The organism is Acidiphilium iwatense (assembly GCF_021556475.1).
GTDB classification, from domain to species: Bacteria; Pseudomonadota; Alphaproteobacteria; order Acetobacterales; family Acetobacteraceae; genus Acidiphilium; species Acidiphilium iwatense.
The window spans coordinates 57,505-79,467 of sequence record NZ_JAKGBZ010000012.1 but is presented as its reverse complement, the minus strand read 5'-3'; the positions used below and the strand labels follow the sequence as shown (position 1 = coordinate 79,467).

Here is a 21,963-nt window from a genome sequence, read left to right as displayed (position 1 = left end):
CCGTTTATGTCATGAAATCGAGACCGATATCCAGCACCCGTGCACTATGGGTCAGCCAGCCGGCCGAGATGAGATCGACGCCGGTTTCCGCGATCGCGGGTGCGGTTTCCGGCGTGATCCGGCCGGAAGCTTCGGCGATCGCTTTGCCGCCGATGATGGTGACGGCGTTTTGCAGCGCTGCGAGGTCCATGTTGTCGAGCAGCACGGCATCTGCCCCTGCGTCCAGCGCCTCGGTGAGCTGATCGAGGGTTTCGACCTCACATTCGATTTTGACCAGATGCCCGACGGATTGGCGCGCCCGGCGCACCGCGATGCCGACACCGCCGGCGATGGCGATATGATTGTCCTTGATGAGCACCGCGTCATCCAGGCCGAAGCGGTGATTCGCGCCGCCGCCGCAGCGCACCGCGTATTTCTGCAGGGCGCGCAGGCCGGGGATGGTTTTGCGCGTGCAGGCGAGTTTCGCGCGTGTGTGGGCGATGGCGGTGACGATGCCGGACGTGGCGGTCGCCACGCCGGATAACTGACCGAGGAAATTGAGCGCGACCCGCTCGGCGGAGAGGATCGGCCGGGCACGACCTTCGATGGTCGCGATCACATCGCCGGGAGCGACGGTTTTGCCGTCGGGGATTCGGACGTCGAGTGTGAGAGTGGAATCGAGGAGCAAAAACGCGATCGCGGTACAGTCGAGCCCGGCGATCACGCCGGCTTCGCGCGCGACGAAAGCGACTCGCGCGGTTGTGTCCTCGGGGATGACCGCATCGGCGGTGATGTCGCCCGCGCGGCCGAGGTCTTCCAGGAGTGCCGCGCGCACCAGAGGTTCGATCATGATGCGCGGCAGCGGCGTCATGCCGCGTGCCTGATGGACGTGATCGCGGCGGCGCGTGCCAGCGCCTGTGCCATGGTGAGGGTGGAGGGACGCGCGGTCGCGGCGCGGCACGGAAAGTCGGTGCGGGCGTGGCCGCCGCGGCTTTCCCGCCGATCGAACGCGGCGACCGCCATCATCAGCGCGATCAGGGCGGCGTCGGAGGTTTCGGCGCGGGGCGCCGTGGCGGAAATCAGTGTCGCGAGTCCGGTGCCGTCGCGCAGCACGCCGAGATGCCGGCTGACGAGACCGCGGATGGCGGTGATGACGTCGCGCATTGGCGGTTCGGGCGGTTTGCACGGGGTGCGATGATCGAGCCTCGCCATTGCGAGCCCAGCCGACTCGCCCGTCACGAAAGCTTCGAGGAGGGAGTTGCTGGCAAGCCGGTTCGCGCCGTGCAGGCCGGTGCAGGCGGCTTCGCCGGCGGCGAACAGACCATCGACGCTGGTCTGGGCCGCCGCATCAACGGCGATTCCGCCCATATGGTAATGCGCGACCGGGCGGATCGGGATCGGCTGGGCCGCCGGGTCGATGCCGGAGGCGCGGCAGGCCGCGTCGATCGCCGGGAAACGCACGGCGAACCGGGCGCCGAGATGGGTGGCGTCGAGAAACACCCGATGACCCTCCGCCAGATGGCGGAACACCGCGCGCGAAACGGTGTCGCGCGGGGCGAGTTCCTTGGTGAAGCGGGCGCCGGTCTCGTCGATCAGCATGGCGCCTTCGCCGCGAACCGCTTCCGAAATGAGAGGCATCGGGGTGAGCCCGGTATCGAGCCCGGTCGGGTGGAACTGGACGAATTCGAGGTCGCGGAGGATGGCGCCGGCACGCGCGGCGAGGGCGAGGCCGGAGCCGGTGGCACCGTCCGGGTTGCTGGTGTGGTGATACAGTGCGCCGACGCCGCCGGTCGCGATCAGCACCGAATCGCTCGGCAGAAAGCGGAGGTTTCCGTTGCGCTCGATCCAGAGCCCGGCGATGCGGCGTTCGACGGTGTGAAGCCGGATCGCTCGGGTCCGTTCCAGGATCGTGATATGCGGCGCCGACTGCACCGCACGGGCGAGGGCGGTGGTGATCGCAAGCCCGGTGCGGTCCTGGACATGGACGATGCGACGCCGCGAATGCGCGGCTTCCAGGCCGAGCCCGGCGTTGAACGCCACGCCGAGCCCGCGCAGCCGCTCGATCACGCGGGGGCCGGCGCCGACGATGCGAGAAACGGCTTCGGGATCGCAGAGTCCGTCGCCGGCCGCGATGGTGTCGGCTGCGTGAAGGGCGACGCTGTCGTCGTCGCCGGTCGCGGCGGCGATGCCGCCTTGTGACCACAGGCTCGCGGCACCTTCATCGAGCGTGCCCGCGGTGATGAGCATGACGGGTTCGGGCGTCATGGCCAACGCCGCCGCGAGCCCGGCGACGCCGGCACCGATAATGTATTTTGTTGTCATGGAATTGCGAGCATTCTTTCGACCGATCGGCGAGCGCGGACGGCAAGATCGGGATCGATCGTCACGGCTTCGCTCATCGTCCCAAGAGCGGTTCGTATCTTGTGGAGCGAAATCCGTTTCATGTGCGGGCAGAGATTGCACGGCTTGACGAATTCGGTGCCGGGATTGGCCGAGGCGATATTGTCGCTCATCGAGCATTCGGTGATCAGGGCGACCCGCTTCGGCTGGTGGCGGGCGACATAATCGGCCATTGCGGCGGTCGATCCGGCGAAGTCGGACGCGGCGACCACCTCCTCGGGGCATTCGGGGTGGGCGAGAACCACGACATCAGCATATTGGGCGCGGACCTGGGCGATATCGGCCTGGGTGAAGCGTTCATGCACCTCGCACGCGCCGTCCCACGCGATGATGCGGATTTGTGTTTCGCGGGCGGTATTGGCGGCGAGGAACCGGTCAGGCAGCATGATCACGGCGTCGGTCCCGGCCTGGTTTGCCGCGAATTCAACGACTTTCCGCGCATTCGCCGAAGTGCAGCAGTAATCGACCTCGGCTTTCACGGCGGCCGAGGTGTTCACATAGGCGATGACCGGCAGGCCGGGATGCCGGGCGCGCAATGCGCGCACGTCGGCGGCGGTGATGCTCTCGGCGAGCGAGCAGCCGGCGCGGGAATCCGGGATCAGCACGGTTTTGTCAGGGTTCAGCAGCTTCGCGGTCTCGGCCATGAAATGCACCCCGGCGAGAACAATCACCGCGGCTTTCGCGCGCATCGCTTCGCGGGCGAGGGCCAGGCTGTCGCCCACGATATCGGCCACCCCATGATAAATCTCCGGCGTCTGATAGTTATGGGCGAGGATGATGGCGTCGCGGTCGCGTTTGAGGACGCGGATCGCGGTGATATCCTCGTGCATGAGCACCCATTCGGCCGGCGGGATATGCGAGGCGAGCTTGGCGTAGGCGGGGTCGGCGAAGGCGAGGCTGGCGCCGGTCATGGTTCGCTCCTTATGCTCGAAACGAGCATATTTTCGGCAAGCTGCACGAAATTTATTCGTGTTTTTGCGTTTTTTACATTAGAAGCGAGTATAATACCGTCAAGAGCGCGCGAGGGTCAGCCGGGTTCCCGCATGGGCGCGTTCGGCCAGAATCTCGGGCCGGTAGCGGAACAATTTGGCCGGCCGGCCGGAGCCGGACGCCAAACTTCCGGTTTCTTCCAGGAGCTTCTGGCTCTCGATCAGGCGGCGGAAATTCTGCTTGTGCAGGGTGTGTCCGGCGATGGCTTCAATGCAGCGTTGCAGATCGAGGAGGGTAAAATTTTCCGGCATCAGTTCGAAGACGATCGGCCGGTATTTGATCTTGGCGCGCAGTCGGCTGATCGCGGTGGCGAGAATGCGGCGGTGATCGGCGGTCATGATCGCGCCAGGGGCGAATGCGCCATGGGCCGGGCGGCCGTCGCGCGCGGCTTCGCGGACCAGCCCGGCCTCGTAGAGCAATTCGTAGCGCGCCAGCACGAGGTCTTCGTTCCAGGCGGCACCGTCCAGCCCGAAACAGAGGGATGCGCGGGCGCGGTGTTCATCCGAACCGGCGGACCAATGGTCGAGACCGGGTTTGATCGCGGTTTCGATCGTCGCGATTTTTTCGCGCCGGTCTTCCCACGGGAAATAGCGATACCAATCCTGCCAGGAGACGCGGCCGCCGAGCGGCGTGCGGGTCTCGGCGGTGAGGGCGAGGTAGGAGATCGAGATGCTGCGCCCGGTGCGGCTGCGCGCGGGGTCGGCGAAGGTGTAGAGCTGCTCGACATAACCGAGCGGATGGCCGGTCAGCCGTTCGGCCCAGTTGCGCAGCCCGGCCTGGAGCGAGCGATGACCGGATTCGAGCGGGCCGGCGGGCAGGGCGCTGCCGTCGAACAGGGTGAGCACGCGCGGCCGCGCCCCGGTGACCGCGACCGGGACGGCGATCAGTTCGGCGTGGATCGGCTCGCCGCTCAAGGTTTCAGCGACCGATAGGCGATCCGGGCGGTGAGGCCGCGCGGAGCGAGGCGGGTGCCGAACGCCATGGCGGCGTTCAACGCGCCGGCAACCGCGGTGGCACGGCCTTTCGCCAAAGCGTCGAGTCCGATGCGGGCGACCGTGGCGCTGCTCATCGAGCTGCGCTCGACGAAGGCGGATTTCTTCTGCGCGGCGACCGCGAAGAATTCGGTCTCGGTGACGCCGGGGCAGAGCACCGTGGTTTTCACGCCTTGGCCCGCGAGTTCGACATTGAGCGAGGTGCCGAGCGACAGCACGAAGGATTTGGTTGCGGCATAGACGGCATAGAGCGGCACCGGCTGGAACGCGGCGGTGGAGGCGACCAGCATGATCCGCCCGAAGCCGCGCTGCGCCATGCCGGGGGCGAACAGATGGGTGAGATGGGTCAGTGCGGTCATGTTGACCGTCATGACCCGCTCGAGCCGGTCCCATTCGGTTTCGGCGAACGGGCCGAAGGCGCCGAGCCCGGCATTGTTCACCAGAATGTCGGTATCCGGGAAGCGCGCGGCGAGATCGGCACGGATCGCGGGATCGGCGAGGTCGCCGGGAGCGGCCTCGGCGGCGACGCCGAACAGCGCGCATTCCTTCGCGAGCTCGGCGAGCCGGTCTTCACGCCGCGCGACGAGGACGAGATTAGCACCGCGCTGGGCGAGCTGCCGGGCGAGTTCGGCGCCAATGCCGCTCGATGCGCCGGTGACCAGCGCGTGGCGGCCGCGAAACGGATCGGGCATGGGCTTGTCTCCTTAACCGAGGCGATCATGGCAGCGGCGCGCCGGAGGCGCAATTTCGCCGCCTATTTCAGCCGATCGACGCGCAGGCGCTCGCGGGAATCGGTGAGGCGCGCAGCCGCGAAATAGGCGGCGCCGACGGCGGCGATGCCGTTGGCGCCGGCAAGCAGGAACATCAGCAGGATCTGGTATTTCACCGCCTCGACCGGGTCGAGTCCGGCGAGGATCTGGCCCGTCATGATGCCGGGCAGGGTGACGATTCCAGCCGCCGACATGGTGTTGATGATCGGCAATATGCCGCGCCGGACCGAGGCGCGGATCAACGGGCGCATCGCGTCGCGGAACCGCGTGCCGAGGGCGAGTTGCGCCTCGATCGCCGAACGCTCGCGCATCACCCCCGACAGCAGCGCGTCGAGCGAGAGCGAGGCGGCGTTCAGGGCGTTGCCGAGCATGATGCCGGCGAGTGGGATGGCGTAGCGCGCATCATACCACGGATGCGGGCGCAGTGCCGTGGCAAGCGCAAAAATCGCGGTGACGAAGGTGGCGAGGGCCACCGCGGACAATCCGGCGATCTGGTTGCCGTAGCGGGCAAGTTTTTTTTCCGGTCGTGCCGCGACCTCACGCCCGGCGATGGCGACCATGACCAGGATGACGCCGAGCGTTAGTGCTGGCGTGTCGATCGCGAACACGAAGCGGAGCAGAAAGCCGATCAGCAGGAGCTGGATCGTGCAGCGCGCGGCGGCGACCAGAATTTGCTTGTGCAGGCGCAGGCCGAGCAGAACCGAAACCACCGCGTCGAGCACGACAAGGGACGACGCGATGATGAGATCGAACGGGGTGAGCAGGATCGGCTTCATCGCGGCGTGAGCGTGCCGGCTTCGAGGTGAAACCGCCTGGCGCCGAGCCTGGAGGCCTGCGCCATGTCGTGGGTGACCAGGATGAGGGCGGCGCCGGCCCGCAGGCGTTCGATCAGGAGGGTTTCGACAAGAGCCGTCGCGTGCGGGTCGAGCGCGCCGGTGGGTTCGTCGAGGAGCAGAATCTCGGGCTCGTTGAGCAGAGTGCGGATAAAGGCGAGGCGCATGCGCTCGCCGGTGGAGAGGCGATGGACCGGCTGGTTCAGCAGGCCGGGATCGAGGGCCAGCGACGGCATCAGCGCTTCGGTGCGCGGGCGATCGGGGAAATGCGGGGCGGTATCGTCGTGCCACCAGCCCGGTTCGGCGGCGAGATAGGCGACGCGCCTGCGCCACAGTGGTGCGGCGATGGTCGCGCGGTCCACTCCGTCGAGCAGGATGGCGCCTTCGTGCGGGTCGAGATCGGCGATCATGCGGAGCAGAACCGATTTGCCGGCACCGGACGGGCCGGTGATGGCCATCGCGTCGCCCCGGCCGAGAGCGATGCCGAACGGACCGCCGGCAGCGCCGGTCAGGCCCCGCGCGCTGAGGCGTTCAGGCATCGGCGATCGCGCAGGCGTCGAGAAAACCCTGCATGGCGGCGCGTTTGGCCGGACCGCCGTGGATTGCATTGAAGTGCAGGAATGGGCGGGTGCGGGATGGTGTCGCGATTGGCCGCAGATAGTCCAGCGCCGCGTCCAGCACGTCGAAATCGCCCAGGTGGCGCTCGTGGAGCAGGATGTTCAGGATCGGCTGATCGCCGAAATGGGCGAAACGGGTGCCGCGCTGTGCCGTGCCGAGGGCGAACACGTCAGCAAACAGATCGTGGACCAGCGCAAGACCGGCGAAGGCGAACGCGCCGGCATTGGCGAAGCGCAGATGCGCGATTTGGCTGTTGCGCTGTTTCATCAGCCAGACGCCATACCAGTCGGTGATGCCGTCCTCCGGCAGAGCCTGCGCCGGGATGTCGCGGTATTGCGGGCAGAAGCGGTCTTCAGTGGCGATCAGAAATTTTGACGAGCCGTAGGTCGCTTCAAGAATGGGGGCGATCGGCCCGAGGACCAGGATGTCGCTGTCGAGATGCAGGAACGGGCCGTAGCCGTCGAGCCCGAATTCGGTGAGCCGAAACCGCTGAAGCATCGCGGTTTCGGCATCGGCGTAGTCGATCGGCTGGATGAGGAGCTTGCCGCAGCAATGGCGGGCGAAACGCCGCCGAATCATGGTTTCGGGCCGGTCGGTGAGGAGCAGAATATCGCCGCGATAGCCGCCGTAACGGTAGAGGGTGGTGAGGGTGAGGTCGAGGCAATCCTCATAGGCGGAATCGCCGAACAGCGTAGTGAAGACAAGAGGTTTACCCGAGACGGCACGCGGGCGCGCGGGCCGGAGGCGGCGAGCGTAGGAGCGGAAAACCGGATCGAGGCGCGAGCGGGGCAGGCTGCGCGCCTCGAACTCGCCCAGACCGGGATGGTAGCGGGTTGAGAGTTTAGCGGTGATTCGGATCAAGCGGCGAAGGCGGCGAGCATCCGCGCCTCGGCGCGCATCCCGCGATGAAAGCAGCGCAGCTCGAATTTCTCGTTGGGGCTGTGGATGCAGTCATCGTCGAGGCCGAAACCGACCAGAAGGGTTTTCAGGCCGAGTTGGCGCTCGAAGGCTTCGACCACCGGGATCGACGCGCCGCAGCCGGCGAGCACCGGCGGTTTGCCGAACTCGGCCTCCAGCGCGTGGCGGGCGGCGACGACATAGGGTGCGTCGATCGGCACGGTCAGCCCGGCCGAGGCGCCGAACACGGTGAATTCGGCGCGTGCGTCGGGCAGCAGACGTTCGGTGACAAAATGTTTGAAACCCTGGATCACGCGTTCCGGGTCTTGGCCGGGGACCAGGCGGAAGGTGAGCTTGGCGCCGGCTTCGGCGGGGATGACGGTCTTGCTGCCGTCACCCTGGTAGCCGCCGAAAATGCCGTTGATCTCGGCGGTGGGGCGTGCCCAGTTCTGTTCCAGAACCGAGCGGCCGTGCTCGCCGCTGGCATGAGCGAGGCCGATCGCGCCGAGCCAGGCCGCATCGTCGAAGCCGGTGGCGCGCCAGGATTTCAGAACGTCTTCGGGAATCTGGGTGATGCCGTCATAGAAGCCGGGAATGCGGATGGTGCCGTTCTCGTCGAACAGATCCCCGAGGATGCGGGTGAGCGCGCGGATCGGGTTCAGCGCCGGACCACCGAACAGGCCGGAATGCAGATCGCGGTTGGGGCCGGTGATTTTCAGTTCCATCGCGGCGAGGCCGCGCAGGGACGTGGTGATCGCCGGCGTATCGATGTTCCACATGTTGGTGTCGGCAACCAGGACGAAATCGGCGGCGAGGGCGTGGCGCTCGGCGTTCAGCATGGCTTCGAGGGAGGGGCTGCCGCATTCCTCCTCGCCTTCGAGCAAGACAGTGAGGTTGACCGGAAGCCTGCCGGTGACCGCCAATGATGCGCGGATTGCCTCCAGCACCATCATCACCTGGCCCTTGTCGTCCACCGCGCCGCGCGCGATCACGCGCTTGCCGTGCGGCCCGTCCACCAGTTGCGGGTTGAACGGGTCCGCATGCCAGAGTTCAAGCGGGTCGGCGGGCTGCACGTCGTAATGGCCGTAGAACAGCACGCGCGGCGCGTGGGCGCCGGCTTTGAGATGGGTCGCGATCACGCCCGGCAGGCCGGCGGTTTCCGCCAGGCGAGCCTCGAACCCCATCCCGGCGAGCAGGTCGCGCGCATGGGCCGCCGCACGGATGCAATCCTGCTTGTGGGCCGGCTGGGCGCTGATCGAGGGGATGCGGAGCAGGTCGAACCATCGGGCGCGGGAGTCGTCGAGATGCGCGTCGATATGGGCGAGAATCGCGTCGATCGATGGATTGCTCATCGTTCTGTCTCTCCGTTATGCTCACCAAGAGATAGACGCCGAACGACGATGAGGAAAGAGTGACGATGGCGGATGTGTCGATCCGCGCCCGTGAATCGGGGGATATGTTGATTCGCGCCCGTGAACCGGGCGACGCCGAGGCTATCGCGACGCTGATGAACCTGCCGGGCGTGCGGTTCGGCACGCTGCGCACGCCGTTCGTTTCGGTGGAATTCGCACGGACATGGATGGGCTATCCGGTCGCCGCCGCGCTGGTCGCCGAACGGGGCGGGCAAATCGTGGGCACCACGTCATTGATGCGTGGCGAAGGGCGGACCGCACATTCCGCCTCGATGCTGATTTTCGTGCACGACGATCATGTCGGCGGCGGGGTCGGCAGCGCGCTGATGGCGGCGCTGCTCGATCTTGCCGATAATTGGCTTGGACTCCGACGTATCTCGCTGACGGTAAACGCCGACAATGCGCGGGGCATCGCGCTCTACCGGAAATTCGGCTTCGAAGTGGAGGGGGGTTTGCGCGACGAGGTGCTGCGCGATGGCGTGTTCATCGACAGCTTGGCGATGGCGCGGTTGCGGTTGTGATCGGGCTTGCGGCGGCAGATGAAATGGACTAAGTCTAGTCCGGTCGAAATCGAGATTAAGCGATGAACGCGATCAACATTCACGCCGCCAAAACGCAATTGTCCCGGCTGATCGATGAGGCCGAGGCCGGGCATGAGACGATCATTGCGCGGGCCGGCAGACCGGTGGCCAGGCTGGTGCCGTTGAACGCGGTCGGAACGAAGCGGCGGCTGGGAATTCTGGCGGGAAAATTCCGGGTGCCGGATGATTTCGATGCGCCCCTGCCGGATGATGTGCTGGACGGTTTCGAACCACGCTGATGCGGGTTCTGCTCGATACCCATGTGCTGATCTGGACGTTGGTGGAGCCTGACCGGCTGGGCAAAAGATGGCAGACGGATATCGAAAACCCGGCCAATACGGTTCTGTTCAGCGCGGTCAGCATCTGGGAAATCGCGATCAAGGCGCGGCTCGGGCGGGTCGATTTTCCGGTTCGGCCGGAGGAAATCGCGGCGGCGGCGGTTGAAAGCGGGTTTGCCGAATACCCGGTGACCGCCGCGGTCGCCGCGCTGGTGGCAGGGATCACAGTGCGGCATCGCGATCCGTTCGATCACCTTCTTCTCGCCCAGGCGATGGCCGAACCGGCACGGCTGTTGACCGCCGACGCCGTGCTTGTGCCGTATTCCGAGCTGGTGACGCTGATCGGCTGAAGCTCAGAACAAACCGGCGCCGGTCAGCCCGCCATAGACGCCGAGGCCGGCGGTAACGACGGAGAGGAAAATCGTCAGGCCCATATACCAGCCGCGCAGCTTGAGATGCGCGGGCAAGGCGTGCAGGCCGAGCATGATCAGGAAGCCGAGCACCAAAGGCAGCAGCAGGGCGTTCATCACCTCGACCGCGATATTGAGGATGACGAGGTTTGGCACGACGGCGACGAGCACGGCACCAAGGATCAGGCAGGCGGCATAGACGCCGTAGAACCATTTGGCTTGCAGCGGGTGGTCTTCCAGCGAGCGGCGATAGCCGGCGACCTCGCCGAGGCCCCAGGCCAGCGCCAACGAGGCGACGATCGCCGCGACCAGCCCGGCGCCGAGCACGCCGATGCCGAAGACCAGTTTTCCAATTGTGACGCCGAGATAGGGCGTGAGGGCGGCGGCAATGTCACCCACGGAATTGAGGCTGGCATTGGGGTTGTGCGCGCCGATGGTCGCCGCCGTGGCGACCAGGACGGCGGCCATGACGAGCTGGGTGATGACCGCGCCGATCGCGGTGTCCCAGCGGGCATATTTGAAATCCGCCGGGCCGAGTTTTTTATCGGCCACCGCCGATTGCTGGTAGAAGATCATCCAGGGCATGATGACGGCACCGATATTCGCCGCCACAAGGTAGAGATAGCCCGGATTGCCCAAAGCGGGTTGGAAGGTTTGCGTCGCGATCGCGTGCAGGTCGGGATGCGAGACGAAGGCGATGCCGAAGAACACGAATTCGAACAGGCCGAGCGCGATCGCCACCCGCTCCACCCTGCGGTAGGAGCCGGTGAAGGCGACGACCAGGAGGAAGGCGACCGCAAGGGTGAGGGTGACGGCGCGGGGCACGCCATAGAGTTCGCCCACGCCGGCGACGCCCGAAAATTCCGACAGAAGCGCGCCGACGGTCGCGACCGCGAGGCCGCTTGCCGAGAGCCACGCCCAGCCTTTGCCGAACGTGTCGCGGATCAGCTCGCCATGGCCCTTGCCGGTGAAAATACCCAGGCGGACCGTGAGTTCCTGCACGACATAGAGGATCGGCATGAGCAGGAATTGCAGCAGCAGCAGACGGTAGCCCCAGGCGACGCCGGATTGCGAGGCGGTGATGATGCTGCCGACCTCGGTATCGGCCAGCATGACGACGATGCCGGGCCCCAGCACGGCGAGAAAAGGCAGACGCGAGCGGCTCTGCTTCGGGCGGGTCACGGTCTGCGACAAGGCGTACTCCATCAGAGATGATAATGAGAACTATTCGCAATTTCTGTCGAAATGGATACAGGACCGGTTTAGTCCTGTCAACGGAGGCCGGTTGACTTCCGATGATCCGCGGAGGAAATCGCCGCCATGATCGAGATCAGGCTGCACAACACCAAATCAAGGCGGCGCGAGGCGTTCGTGCCGATCGATCCCGGCCATGTGAAGCTCTATGTGTGCGGCCCGACCGTCTATGACCATGTGCATATCGGCAATGCGCGGCCGGTTGTGGTGTTCGACGTGCTGGTGCGGCTGCTGCGGCAGGTGTTTCCGCGCGTGACTTACGTGCGCAACATCACCGACATCGACGACAAGATCAACGCGAAGTCGCGCGAGACCGGCGAGGCGATCGCTTCGATCACCGCACGCACGACCGAATGGTATCATCGGGACATGGCGGCACTGTTCGCGCTGCCGCCGGATATCGAGCCGCGGGCGACCGGCCATATCGTCGAGATCGTCGCGATCATCGAACGGCTGATCGAGCGGGGCCACGCTTATGAAGCGGAGGGCCATGTGCTGTTCGCGGTGAAATCCGACGCGGAGTATGGCGCGTTTTCCGGCCGCAGCCCGGACGAATTGCTCGCCGGAGCGCGGGTGGATGTGGCGCCCTACAAACGCGATCCGGGCGATTTCGTGCTGTGGAAGCCATCGACCGGGGAGCTGCCGGGATGGGACAGCCCATGGGGACGCGGCAGGCCGGGTTGGCACATCGAATGCTCCGCGATGAGCTGGAAGCATCTCGGCGAGAGCTTCGACATCCATGGCGGCGGAGACGATCTGATCTTTCCGCATCACGAGAACGAGATCGCGCAATCGACCTGCGCGTTTCCCGGTTCGGGCTTCGCGCGCTACTGGCTGCACAACCGAATGCTTCTGGTGAACGGCGAGAAAATGTCGAAATCGCTCGGCAATTTCATCACCGTCGGACAGGCCCTGGAACGGGCGCCGGGCGAGGTGATCCGGTTTCTGCTGTTGAAGACGCATTATCGCAGCACGCTGGATTTTACCGATGCGGCACTGTTGGAAGCCAAACGGGAACTGGATCGGTTCTATCGGGCGCTGGCGGCACATTGCGATTGGGCGGTGGCGAATACGGTTCCCGACTCCGTGTTGTTGCCGCTCGCCGACGATCTGAACACGCCGGGGGCGATTGCGGCGCTGCACACACTGGCCGATGCGGCGCTGGCGGGCGACCGGAATGCGGCATCGTCGCTGAAGGCGGCGGGCGCGATTCTGGGTGTTTTCAATCATCGGCCCGCAGACTGGTTTCGGGGCGACGATGCGGATACCGCGCGCATCGAAGCGGCGATCGCCGAAAGGATTGCCGCGCGCCGCGCCAGGGATTTCACCCGCGCCGATGCGATCCGCGCGGAACTCGCCGATAGCGGCATCATTCTGGAGGATAGCCCGGCGGGCACAAGCTGGCGGCGCGCATGACCGGACGCGACGAAGGCGCCGATCTTTACCCGATCGATCCGTCGCCGGTGGTTATCCTGGTGCGGCCGCAGCTTGCGGAGAATATCGGCTCGGTCGCGCGCGCCATGGGCAATGGCGGCTTGTTTCACCTGCGGCTTGTTAGTCCGCGCGATGGCTGGCCGCAGGATCGGGCGTTTCGCACCGCTTCGGGGGCGGTTCGGATTCTCGAAGCGGCAAGCCTGCACGAAACAGTCGCCGATGCGGTGGCCGACCTGCATCGCGTGTTCGCGACCTGTCCGCGGCCGCGCCATATCGTCAAGCCTCTGCTTACCGCGCGAGGTGCGGCGGCGGAATTGCGCGCGATCGGAGCACGCGGGTTGCGCATGGGGCTGCTGTTCGGCCCGGAACGCGCGGGGCTCGACAATGACGACATTGCTCATGCCGACAGCCTGATCCGCTATCCGCTCAATCCGGGCTTCATGTCGCTCAACCTCGCGCAGGCGGTGATGGTGATGGCCTATGAGTGGTGGATGGCCGGCGAGGCGGTGCCCTCGCGCGTATTGCAGACCCACAAGACCCGCGTGGCCACCAAGAGCGAACTCGAGAATTTTCTCGCCCATCTGATCGCCGAATGCGATGCGTCCGGCTTCCTGCGCAACGCGCCGAAACGGCCTGGGATGGTGCGCAACATCCGTCATTTCTTCCAGCGCGGCGAAGTGACCGAGCAGGAGTTGCGCACATTGCATGGCATCGTCACCGAATTGGCGCATGGGCACGGCCTTCGGGCCCGCGACTCCGGCATTGAAACAGGGTAGAGAAATTAAATTCCAAACGGGGGAAAGCATGTCTCGGATCGATCACGACAGCCTTGGCAAAATCGAGGTTCCAGGCGATGTCTATTGGGGTGCGTCCACCGCACGCGCGTTGCGCAATTTTCCGATCTCGGATCTCACCATCGGCCAGCACCGGCATCTTCTGGTCGCTTTCGCCATGGTCAAGACCGCGGCGGCGCGCGCGAACGCGCGGCTCGGCAAGCTCGACCCGGTGATCGCCGAAGCGATCGACAAGGCGGCGCGCGAAATCATCGACGGGAAATGGCACGATCAGTTTCCGGTCGATGTCATCCAGGGCGGGGCGGGAACCTCGACCAACATGAATATGAACGAGGTGCTGGCCAATCGCGCCTCGGAACTGCTCGGCGGCGTACGCGGCGATTATCGGGTGCATCCGAACGATCATGTGAATATGTCGCAATCGACGAACGATACCTATCCCACGGCGGTGCGGCTCGCGGTTCTGCTCGGCAAGGATGCGCTCAGCGACAGGCTCGACCAGCTCGCCACGTCCTTCGAGCGGAAGGCCGGCGAATTCGCCGATGTGGTGAAGCTCGGCCGCACCGAGATGCAGGATGCCGTGCCGATGACGCTGGGCCAGGAATTCGGCGCTTTCGCGACCACGGTGCGCGAGGATATCCAGCGGCTCGACGAAGCCGCCAAGCTGCTCACCGAGATCAATCTCGGCGGCACCGCGATCGGCACGCGGATCAACGCCGATCCGGCCTATGGTCCGTTCGCGATCGAATCGCTGTCGCGACTCAGCGGGATCGAGTTCGTGCAATCGTCGAACCTGCTCGAAGCGAGCTGGGACATGGGCGCCTTCATCATGTTCTCGGCGGTGCTCAAGCGGATCGCGACCAAGATATCGAAAATCGCCCATGATCTGCGGCTGCTGTCGTCGGGTCCGCGCGGCGGATTCGGCGAGATCGCGTTGCCGGCCATGCAGCCCGGCTCCTCGATCATGCCGGGCAAGGTCAATCCGGTGATTCCCGAGATGATCAGCATCGTCTGCTTTCAGGTGATCGGCCATGATCTCGCGATCACCATGGCGGCCGAGGCCGGCCAGTTGCAGCTCAACGCGTTCGAGCCGCTGATCGCGCATAATACGCTGAACAGCATGAAGCTGATCCGCAACTCGGTCGAGGTGTTCGCGACGCTGTGCGTCGACGGGATTCAGGCCAATCCCGAAAATTGCATAAAGCATTTGGAGGCGAGCACGGCGACGGTGACTGCCCTGGTGCCGTATCTCGGCTACGAACGCGCCTCGGCGGTGGCGAAGATGGCGCTTGCGACCGGGCGGACGGTGCGCGAGCTGGCCGCCGAGGTGATGCCCGGCGCCGATCTCGACACGATTCTCGACGCCAAGGCATTGGTGGGCGAGGTGATGCGGACCCGTGCGCCGGCGCCGTGAAACCGCTCGCGGTTATCTGCAAGTTCTACAACGAGCCGGTGCATCTGCCGCTCTGGCTCGGGCATTATCGACGCCAGGCTGGTCTCGAGAATTGCTATCTGCTCGATCACGGCACCGATGATGGTTCGGGGGCGGCGGTTGGCGGCGCGCAGGTCGTCCGGCTGCTGCGCTCGGCGCAGGACGACTATCGCCATCTGGCACTCATCCGGCTTTTTGCGGGTGAACTTCTGAAGCGTTATCGCTACGTTCTGCATGTCGATATGGACGAGTTCGCGGTCGCCGATCCGGCGCGTTATGCGAGCCTGACCGATTATGCGGATCGTTGCGAACGCGATGTCGTCTCGTTGATCGGCCTCGAATTGCAGCATGTTTACGATCGCGAGCCGGTTTTCTCGGCGGAGCGGAAAGTGCTGAACCAGCGCCGCTATGCCTGGTTTCACAGCCCGATGTGCAAGCCGGCACTGACGCGGGGACCGCTGGACTGGTCTCCGGGATTTCATTGCATGCCATCCGATACCGTGTTCGACGGTCTTTACATGTTTCATCTGCGCTATTTCGATCGCGATGCCGGGATACGCCGGCTGCACCGTTCGCGCAGCCAGCCCTGGTCGCACCCGGATCAGGCAGGCCATCAGCGATTGAGCGATGAAGACTGGCTGCGCATGTTCGAGGGCTTCGGCGCCGCCGGGCGGCTGAGCGACATCCCCGCGGACGAAGCGACACAAGAGATGCGCGCCTGCCTGGATGCGGTTATCGCGAGCCGCATCGGCCGCGAGAGCGAAACCTATCGCATCGATCTGTCGATTCAGGGGCCGAGATTATGGCGGATACCGGATCGATTTTCCGAGGTTTTCTGATCGGAATATTGGACGGCGGCGATTGTCGCCGATATGATCGCCGGTCAGATGACCGATAATGTAACCGATCCGGCATTCGGAAAGCCCCGTCCGCTCTACGAGCAGGTCAAACGCAATATCGCCGCGCGCGTCGCAGCCGGCGATTGGGGCGCGGGCGCGCGCCTGCCATCGGAGCACGAACTGACCGCGCATTTCGGCGTTTCGCGCATGACGGTGCATCGCGCTTTGCGGGAATTGTCGACGGAAGGCGTGGTTTCGCGGATTCAGGGGGTCGGGACCTTCGCCGCCGAGCGCAGGCCGCGCCAGGAATTTTTGCGAATCCACGACATCGCCGAGGATATCACGGCGCGCGGGCACACTCATCGGATGCGACTGATCGCGCTGGAAGCGGTGCGGGCGACGCCGACCCAGGCGATCGGGTTCGAGCTGCGGCCGGGTGCGAAAATCTTTCATTCCACAGTGCTGCATTTCGAGGACGATGTGCCGGTGCAGCTCGAGGACCGTTTCGTTTCGCCGAAATTCGCGCCCGATTATCTCAATGCCGATTTTTCGCGGGAAACCACGGCGCGTTATCTGCTGCGCCTCGGCCCGGCGACCGAGATCGAGCACACCGCCTATGCGGCGACGCCGGCGCCGGCGGTGCGCGCACTGCTCGAGTTCGGGCCGGCGGACGATGCCGCTTGCCTGGTGCTGCTGCGCCGCACCTGGAGCAACGGCATTTCCGCGACGCAAAGCGAGTTCATCTACCCAGGCTCGCGCTACAGCCTGGGCAGCCGGGCTTCGACGGTGATCACCGCGTGAGGAAGGGCAGGTCGAGTGCGTGGGTGCGGGCGCAGTCGATCGCGGTATCGTAACCGGCATCGGCGTGGCGCATGACCCCGGTGGCGGGATCGTTCCAGAGCACGCGGGCGAGGCGCTGCGCCGCCGCTTCGGTGCCGTCGGCGACGATGACCATGCCGGCGTGCTGCGAATATCCCATGCCGACACCGCCGCCATGATGAAGCGACACCCAGGTCGCGCCCGAGGCGCAGTTGAGCAGCGCGTTGAGCAACGGCCAGTCCGAGACTGCATCCGATCCGTCACGCATCGCCTCGGTTTCGCGATTGGGACTCGCAACCGAACCGGAATCGAGATGATCGCGGCCGATTACGATTGGCGCCGACAATTCGCCGCTCGCCACCATTTCGTTGAAGGCGAGCCCGAGGCGATGGCGATCGCCCAGGCCGACCCAGCAGATTCGCGCGGGCAGCCCCTGGAAGGCGATGCGTTCGCGTGCGAGATCGAGCCAGTGGTGCAGATGGGGATTGTCCGGGATGAGTTCCTTCACCTTGGCGTCGGTGCGGTAGATATCCTCGGGATTGCCGGACAGGGCCGCCCAGCGGAATGGCCCGATGCCCCGGCAGAAGAGCGGGCGGATATAGGCGGGCACGAAACCCGGAAAATCGAACGCGTCGGCGACGCCGACATCCTGCGCCATGGCGCGGATATTGTTGCCGTAGTCGAGCACCGGGATTTTGTTCCGCCAGAAGCCGAGCATGGCGCGGACCTGCGCGGCCATGGATTGTTTGGCGGCTTCGGCGGTGCCGCGTGGATCGCGGACGCGGCGGTCTTCCCATTCGGCGACGGTCCAGCCGGCGGGAAGATAGCCATTGACCGGATCATGCGCCGAGGTCTGATCGGTGACCATGTCGGGCCGCACGCCGCGCGCGAGAAGGTCAGGAAAAATTTCGGCGGCATTGCCGAGCAGGCCGACCGAGACCGGCTTTTTGCTCTTCGTGGCGTGGCTTATGATCGATAGCGCTTCATCGAGCGTGCTGGCCTGAACGTCGAGATAGCGGGTGCGCAGGCGCATTTCGATGCGCGAGGGCGAGCATTCGACGGCGAGCATCGAGGCGCCGGCCATGGTCGCGGCGAGTGGCTGAGCGCCGCCCATGCCGCCCAGGCCGCCGGTTAGTATCCAGCGGCCCGAAAGATCGCCGTCATAATGCTGGCGGCCGGCTTCGACGAAGGTTTCGTAGGTGCCCTGAACGATGCCCTGCGAGCCGATATAGATCCAGGACCCGGCCGTCATCTGGCCGTACATCATCAGGCCTTTGCGATCTAGTTCGTTGAAATGGTCCCAAGTCGCCCAGTGCGGCACCAGATTCGAATTGGCGATCAGCACGCGCGGCGCATCCGCATGAGTGCGGAAGATGCCGACCGGTTTGCCTGACTGGACGAGCAGCGTCTGGTCGGCTTCGAGCGATTTGAGCGCGGCGGTGATACGGTCGTAGCTCTCCCAGTCGCGTGCCGCACGGCCGATTCCGCCATAGACGATGAGTTCCTCGGGACGTTCGGCGACATCGGGGTCGAGATTATTCATCAACATGCGCAGCGGCGCTTCGGTGAGCCAGGATTTGGCGCTCAGAATGTTGCCGTGCGGCGCGCGGATGGTGCGGGCATTGTCGATTCGGGTCAGCATGATGTGTCTCCGGGTCGGCGGACGATCGGGAAATCGAGACAGGCGCCGATGATGGGGATGAGCAGGTCGCGAATTGTACTGGCGCGGTCTGAAGAATAGGGCGGCGGCCAGTTGGATTCGGTGATGGCGTCTTCGGGTTCGTCGATATAGGCGCGGCAGGCGAGTTCGAGCTGCACGGTGTGAACGCCGGCTTCCGGCGCGGCATAGTGCCTGGTGATGTAGCCGCCCTTGAAACGCCCGTTCACGATGTGATCGAACGGACTGGCGGCGCAGAGAGCGACGATTTCGGCGACCAGCGCGGGCGAAGCAGTGACGCCGCCATTCGTGCCGATATTGCAGACCGGGAGCAGGCCGTCGAACAGGCGCGGAATCCGCGAGCGGATCGAATGGGCGTCGAACAGCACGATCTGGTCGTGGGAATCGCGAAGGCGGGCGATCTCGCGCGCCAGTATCGCGTGATACGGTTCGAAATAGCGCACGCGGCGGCGGGCGATTTCCGCGTCGTCCGGTTCCTGGCCCTCATTGTAGAGCGGCGCTCCATCGAAATCGGTGAGCGGGCAGAGCGAGGTGGTCGCCATACCGGGATAGAGCGAGACGCCGCTGGGAACGCGATTGACGTCGATCACGCTGCGCGACATCGTGGTGCGGATGATGGTGACGTCGCGGTCTTCAGCAAAATCGTAGAGTTTTTCGAGCCACCAATCGGCGTCGGCGAGCGTTTGCCAGCGCGAGACGAAACGCGGCGCGAGATCGTCCGGGATATCGGTGCCGGTATGCGGCAGACTCAGGATCAGCCGGGAGTTTCCTGGGCGGACCGTGATGAAATCGGTGCCGGTCATCGGAAATCGCGCTCCAGATCGATAACGGAATCGCCGGCGACCGCCCGGACCAGCGCACCTCTCTCGATCAGTGCCTGGGCGGCAGCGATATCGGGGGCTGCGAGCCGGTCGTCCTCCAGTTTCGGCACATCGGCGCGCAGCAAGGCGTGAGCGCGCGCGAGGGTTTGGCTGGTTTGCAACGGTGCCAGGCAATCGAGACCCTGGCTGGCAAGCAGATATTCGATGCCGAGAATCGCGGCGAGATTGTCCGCCATGCGCAGCGTGCGCAGCGCGCCGTGCGTCGCCATCGAGACGTGATCTTCCTGGTTGGCGGAGGTCGGAATGGAATCGACGCTGGCGGGATGTGCCAACATGCGATTTTCCGCGGTGAGCGCGGCGGCGGTGACATGGGCGATCATGTAGCCGGAATTCAGCCCCGGATTTGGCGTCAGAAACGCCGGCAGGCCGGAATGGGCGGGATCGACCAGGAGTGCGATGCGGCGCTCGGCGATCGAGCCGGCTTCGGCGATGGCGAGAGCCAGGATATCGGCGGCGAAGGCGATCGGTTCGGCGTGAAAATTGCCGCCGGAAATCACCTCGTTCTGGTCTGCGAAAATCAGTGGGTTGTCGGATACGCCATTCGCCTCGATCGTCAGCGTGCGCGCGACATTGGCGAGCAGGTCGAATACCGCGCCCATCACCTGCGGCTGGCAGCGCAGGCAATACGGGTCCTGCACGCGCGGATCGCCGATGCGATGAGAGTCGCGAATGTTACTTCCGGTCATGTAGTCGCGCAGAAGGCGAGCCACCGCGATCTGTCCGGCATGGCCGCGCAGGGTGTGGATGCGTGCATCGAACGGCGCATCCGAGCCGCGCGCGGCATCGGTGCTGAGCGCGCCGGTGATCAATGCGCTGTCGCAGAGATGCTTTGCGCGAAACAACCCGGCGAGTGCGATGCCAGTCGAAACCTGGGTGCCGTTGAGGAGGGCCAATCCTTCCTTCGGACCGAGAACGATGGGCGCGAGGCCGGCTTCGTTCAGCGCCTGAGCGGCGGGTTTGCGCACGCCGCGCGCGACCACATCGCCGATCCCTAACAGACCGCATGTCAGATGGGCGAGCGGTGCGAGATCACCGGACGCGCCGACCGAGCCTTGCGCGGGGATGACCGGCATTATGTCGTGATCGAGCAGCGCCATCAGCGCATCGAGCGTTTCGGAGCGCACGCCGGAGGCGCCATGTGCAAGACTCGTCGCCTTCAGCGCGATGATCAGGCGAACGACCGGCGCAGGGAGGGGATTGCCGACGCCGCATGCGTGCGACAGCACGAGATTGCGCTGCAATTGGGCAAGATCGGCGCGGTCGATCCGGGTGGAGGCGAGCCGTCCGAAGCCGGTATTGATGCCGTAGACCGCATCGTCGCGCGCGACGATGCGTGCCACCGCCGCCGCGCCGGCTTCGACGGAAGCGCGGCAGGACGGATCGAGCGAGACGGCTTCGCCTTCAAGGATGGCGCGCCAATCCGCATAGCGCATTTGGCCTGGCGTTAGAACGATCATGCGTCGAAACCTTTCAAGATGCGCCGATGCAGGGGAGCGGGGCCGATCCACCCTAGGACCGAGGCTGGATCGTCTTCGTCCCAGATTGCGAGGTCGCAGGATTTGCCTGCTTCGATCGTGCCGGTTTCGGCGGAGACGCCAAGGGCCATGGCGGCGTTGCGCGTGATGCCAAGCCAGGCTTCCTCGAGCGTAAGACCGAAAAACACGCAGGCCATATGGGCGGACAGACGCAGCGAGAGGATCGGCGAGGTGCCGGGATTGCAATCGCTGCCGATGGCGATCGCGCAGCCTGTGCTGCGCATCGCATCGACTGGCGGCATTCTGGTCTCGCGGAGAACGTAATAGGCGCCGGGCAGCAGGACCGCGATGGTGTTGGCGCTTGCCATCGTCGCGATGCCGGAGGCGCTGGCGTATTCGAGATGATCGGCGGACAGGGCGGCGAATCGCGCGGCGAGGGCGGCGCCGCCGAGATCGCTCAACTGGTCCGCGTGCAGCTTCACCTTCAGGCCATGGGCCTGGGCGGCAGTGAACACGCGCGCGATCTCATCGGGTGCGAAGGCAATGGATTCGCAAAACCCGTCGACCGCATCGGCGAGGCTTTGCTCGGCGATACGCGGGATCATGCGGTCGCAGATCAACCCGAGATAGGCTTCGCGGGTGAGGTCGGGCGGGATCGCGTGGGCGCCGAGATAGGTCGCGCGGACGCGCATGGCCGCTTCGGCTTCCAGCGCGCGCGCGGCCGCGAGCATGCGGAGTTCGGTCGCCTCGTCGAGCCCGTAGCCGGATTTGATTTCAATGGTGGTGACGCCTTCGGCCTTCCAGGCGGACAGGCGTTTCGCGGCGGAGTTTTTCAGTTCGGCTTCGGTCGCAGCACGGGTGGCGCGCATGCTCGCCACGATGCCGCCGCCGCCGCGCGCGATCTCCGCATAGGTCTCGCCAGCCAGACGGCGCGCGAATTCGCCGGAACGATCGCCGGCGAAGATCAGATGGGTGTGGCAGTCGATCAATCCCGGCGTGATCAGGCGTCCGGCGCAGTCGATCGTATCGCCGGCGACAAGTCCGGCCGGCTGCTCGGCGCGGCTGCCGCACCAGACGATGCGCCCGTTCGCCGTGGCGATTGCGCCGTCGCCGATCATGCCGAGCCCGGCCCGGCCCGGCGCGCAGGTGGCGATTCGGGCGTTGGTCCACAAACGATCGCACTCCAAATTTTTCCTC

The 21,963-nt window shown here is 65.3% G+C and carries 22 protein-coding genes; 8 read left to right on the top strand and 14 right to left on the bottom strand.

Translation table 11 applies throughout. The features are described 5' to 3' along the window. Window positions 1-4: 4 nt before the first annotated feature. From nadC to L2A60_RS08245, 9 genes are all read right to left on the bottom strand, one after another. The gene (gene nadC, locus L2A60_RS08285; protein WP_235703907.1) at window positions 5-850 is read right to left on the bottom strand and encodes a carboxylating nicotinate-nucleotide diphosphorylase; all 846 of its coding nucleotides are present in this window, start codon (window positions 848-850) and stop codon (window positions 5-7) included. After that, window positions 847-2,301 carry an L-aspartate oxidase gene (locus L2A60_RS08280; protein WP_235703906.1) on the bottom strand — a complete coding sequence of 485 codons (1,455 nt, stop codon included), beginning with the start codon at window positions 2,299-2,301 and terminating at the stop codon, window positions 847-849. The genes nadC and L2A60_RS08280 overlap by 4 nt, the downstream gene beginning before the upstream one ends. Continuing rightward, entirely contained in the window at window positions 2,298-3,290 is a 993-nt protein-coding gene (gene nadA / locus L2A60_RS08275) for a quinolinate synthase NadA (protein ID WP_235703905.1), read from the bottom strand. Before nadA ends, L2A60_RS08280 begins: the two co-directional genes overlap by 4 nt. A 99-nt stretch (window positions 3,291-3,389) precedes the next feature. After that, window positions 3,390-4,283 (bottom strand): NUDIX hydrolase, encoded by an 894-nt coding sequence (locus tag L2A60_RS08270; RefSeq protein ID WP_235703904.1) that lies wholly within the window; start codon window positions 4,281-4,283, stop codon window positions 3,390-3,392. Continuing rightward, window positions 4,280-5,053 (bottom strand): SDR family NAD(P)-dependent oxidoreductase, encoded by a 774-nt coding sequence (locus L2A60_RS08265; protein WP_235703903.1) that lies wholly within the window; start codon window positions 5,051-5,053, stop codon window positions 4,280-4,282. Before L2A60_RS08265 ends, L2A60_RS08270 begins: the two co-directional genes overlap by 4 nt. Before the next feature lie 62 nt (window positions 5,054-5,115). Continuing rightward, entirely contained in the window at window positions 5,116-5,907 is a 792-nt protein-coding gene (locus L2A60_RS08260) for an ABC transporter permease (RefSeq protein ID WP_235703902.1), read from the bottom strand. Further along, window positions 5,904-6,503 (bottom strand): ABC transporter ATP-binding protein, encoded by a 600-nt coding sequence (locus L2A60_RS08255; protein ID WP_235703901.1) that lies wholly within the window; start codon window positions 6,501-6,503, stop codon window positions 5,904-5,906. The genes L2A60_RS08260 and L2A60_RS08255 overlap by 4 nt, the downstream gene beginning before the upstream one ends. Next, window positions 6,496-7,443 carry a glycosyltransferase gene (locus tag L2A60_RS08250; protein WP_235703900.1) on the bottom strand — a complete coding sequence of 316 codons (948 nt, stop codon included), beginning with the start codon at window positions 7,441-7,443 and terminating at the stop codon, window positions 6,496-6,498. The genes L2A60_RS08255 and L2A60_RS08250 overlap by 8 nt, the downstream gene beginning before the upstream one ends. Then, a complete protein-coding gene (locus tag L2A60_RS08245) occupies window positions 7,440-8,831 on the bottom strand; it encodes a dipeptidase (protein WP_235703899.1) in 1,392 nt (463 codons plus the stop codon). The genes L2A60_RS08250 and L2A60_RS08245 overlap by 4 nt, the downstream gene beginning before the upstream one ends. 65 nt (window positions 8,832-8,896) lie before the next feature. Between L2A60_RS08245 and L2A60_RS08240 the strand changes: the two genes are divergently transcribed. From L2A60_RS08240 to L2A60_RS08230, 3 genes are all read left to right on the top strand, one after another. After that, a complete protein-coding gene (locus L2A60_RS08240; protein ID WP_235703898.1) occupies window positions 8,897-9,412 on the top strand; it encodes a GNAT family N-acetyltransferase in 516 nt (171 codons plus the stop codon). Window positions 9,413-9,474: 62 nt separating this feature from the next. Beyond that, on the top strand, window positions 9,475-9,711 hold the full coding sequence (locus L2A60_RS08235) for a type II toxin-antitoxin system Phd/YefM family antitoxin (protein WP_235703897.1): 237 nt from the start codon (window positions 9,475-9,477) through the stop codon (window positions 9,709-9,711). Next, window positions 9,711-10,100, top strand: a complete 390-nt coding sequence (locus tag L2A60_RS08230) for a type II toxin-antitoxin system VapC family toxin (RefSeq protein ID WP_235703896.1) — start codon at window positions 9,711-9,713, stop codon at window positions 10,098-10,100. The genes L2A60_RS08235 and L2A60_RS08230 overlap by 1 nt, the downstream gene beginning before the upstream one ends. A gap of 3 nt (window positions 10,101-10,103) precedes the next feature. Here L2A60_RS08230 and L2A60_RS08225 read toward each other — a convergent pair whose 3' ends face one another. Next, complete coding sequence (locus L2A60_RS08225) at window positions 10,104-11,366, bottom strand: NRAMP family divalent metal transporter (RefSeq protein ID WP_235703895.1); 1,263 nt, start codon at window positions 11,364-11,366, stop codon at window positions 10,104-10,106. A gap of 114 nt (window positions 11,367-11,480) precedes the next feature. Between L2A60_RS08225 and cysS the strand changes: the two genes are divergently transcribed. The 5 genes from cysS to hutC are packed head-to-tail and all read left to right on the top strand — an operon-like array spanning window position 11,481 to window position 16,714. Further along, complete coding sequence (gene cysS, locus L2A60_RS08220) at window positions 11,481-12,830, top strand: cysteine--tRNA ligase (protein ID WP_235703894.1); 1,350 nt, start codon at window positions 11,481-11,483, stop codon at window positions 12,828-12,830. Further along, complete coding sequence (locus L2A60_RS08215; RefSeq protein WP_235703893.1) at window positions 12,827-13,624, top strand: RNA methyltransferase; 798 nt, start codon at window positions 12,827-12,829, stop codon at window positions 13,622-13,624. The genes cysS and L2A60_RS08215 overlap by 4 nt, the downstream gene beginning before the upstream one ends. Before the next feature lie 28 nt (window positions 13,625-13,652). After that, the gene (locus L2A60_RS08210; RefSeq protein ID WP_235703892.1) at window positions 13,653-15,056 is read left to right on the top strand and encodes an aspartate ammonia-lyase; all 1,404 of its coding nucleotides are present in this window, start codon (window positions 13,653-13,655) and stop codon (window positions 15,054-15,056) included. After that, entirely contained in the window at window positions 15,053-15,913 is an 861-nt protein-coding gene (locus tag L2A60_RS08205; protein ID WP_235703891.1) for a glycosyltransferase family 2 protein, read from the top strand. The genes L2A60_RS08210 and L2A60_RS08205 overlap by 4 nt, the downstream gene beginning before the upstream one ends. Before the next feature lie 48 nt (window positions 15,914-15,961). Then, entirely contained in the window at window positions 15,962-16,714 is a 753-nt protein-coding gene (hutC, locus tag L2A60_RS08200; RefSeq protein WP_235703890.1) for a histidine utilization repressor, read from the top strand. On the opposite strand, the gene hutU is transcribed toward hutC, so the two are convergent. The 4 genes from hutU to hutI are packed head-to-tail and all read right to left on the bottom strand — an operon-like array spanning window position 16,704 to window position 21,953. Next, a complete protein-coding gene (gene hutU, locus L2A60_RS08195; RefSeq protein ID WP_235703889.1) occupies window positions 16,704-18,374 on the bottom strand; it encodes a urocanate hydratase in 1,671 nt (556 codons plus the stop codon). The two genes, hutC and hutU, sit on opposite strands and share 11 nt — an antisense overlap. Further along, window positions 18,368-19,213, bottom strand: a complete 846-nt coding sequence (hutG, locus tag L2A60_RS08190) for an N-formylglutamate deformylase (protein ID WP_235703888.1) — start codon at window positions 19,211-19,213, stop codon at window positions 18,368-18,370. The genes hutU and hutG overlap by 7 nt, the downstream gene beginning before the upstream one ends. After that, window positions 19,210-20,748, bottom strand: coding sequence for a histidine ammonia-lyase (hutH, locus tag L2A60_RS08185; RefSeq protein ID WP_268920185.1), 1,539 nt, complete (start codon window positions 20,746-20,748; stop codon window positions 19,210-19,212). Before hutH ends, hutG begins: the two co-directional genes overlap by 4 nt. Beyond that, entirely contained in the window at window positions 20,745-21,953 is a 1,209-nt protein-coding gene (hutI, locus tag L2A60_RS08180; protein ID WP_235703887.1) for an imidazolonepropionase, read from the bottom strand. Before hutI ends, hutH begins: the two co-directional genes overlap by 4 nt. Window positions 21,954-21,963 lie beyond the last annotated feature (10 nt).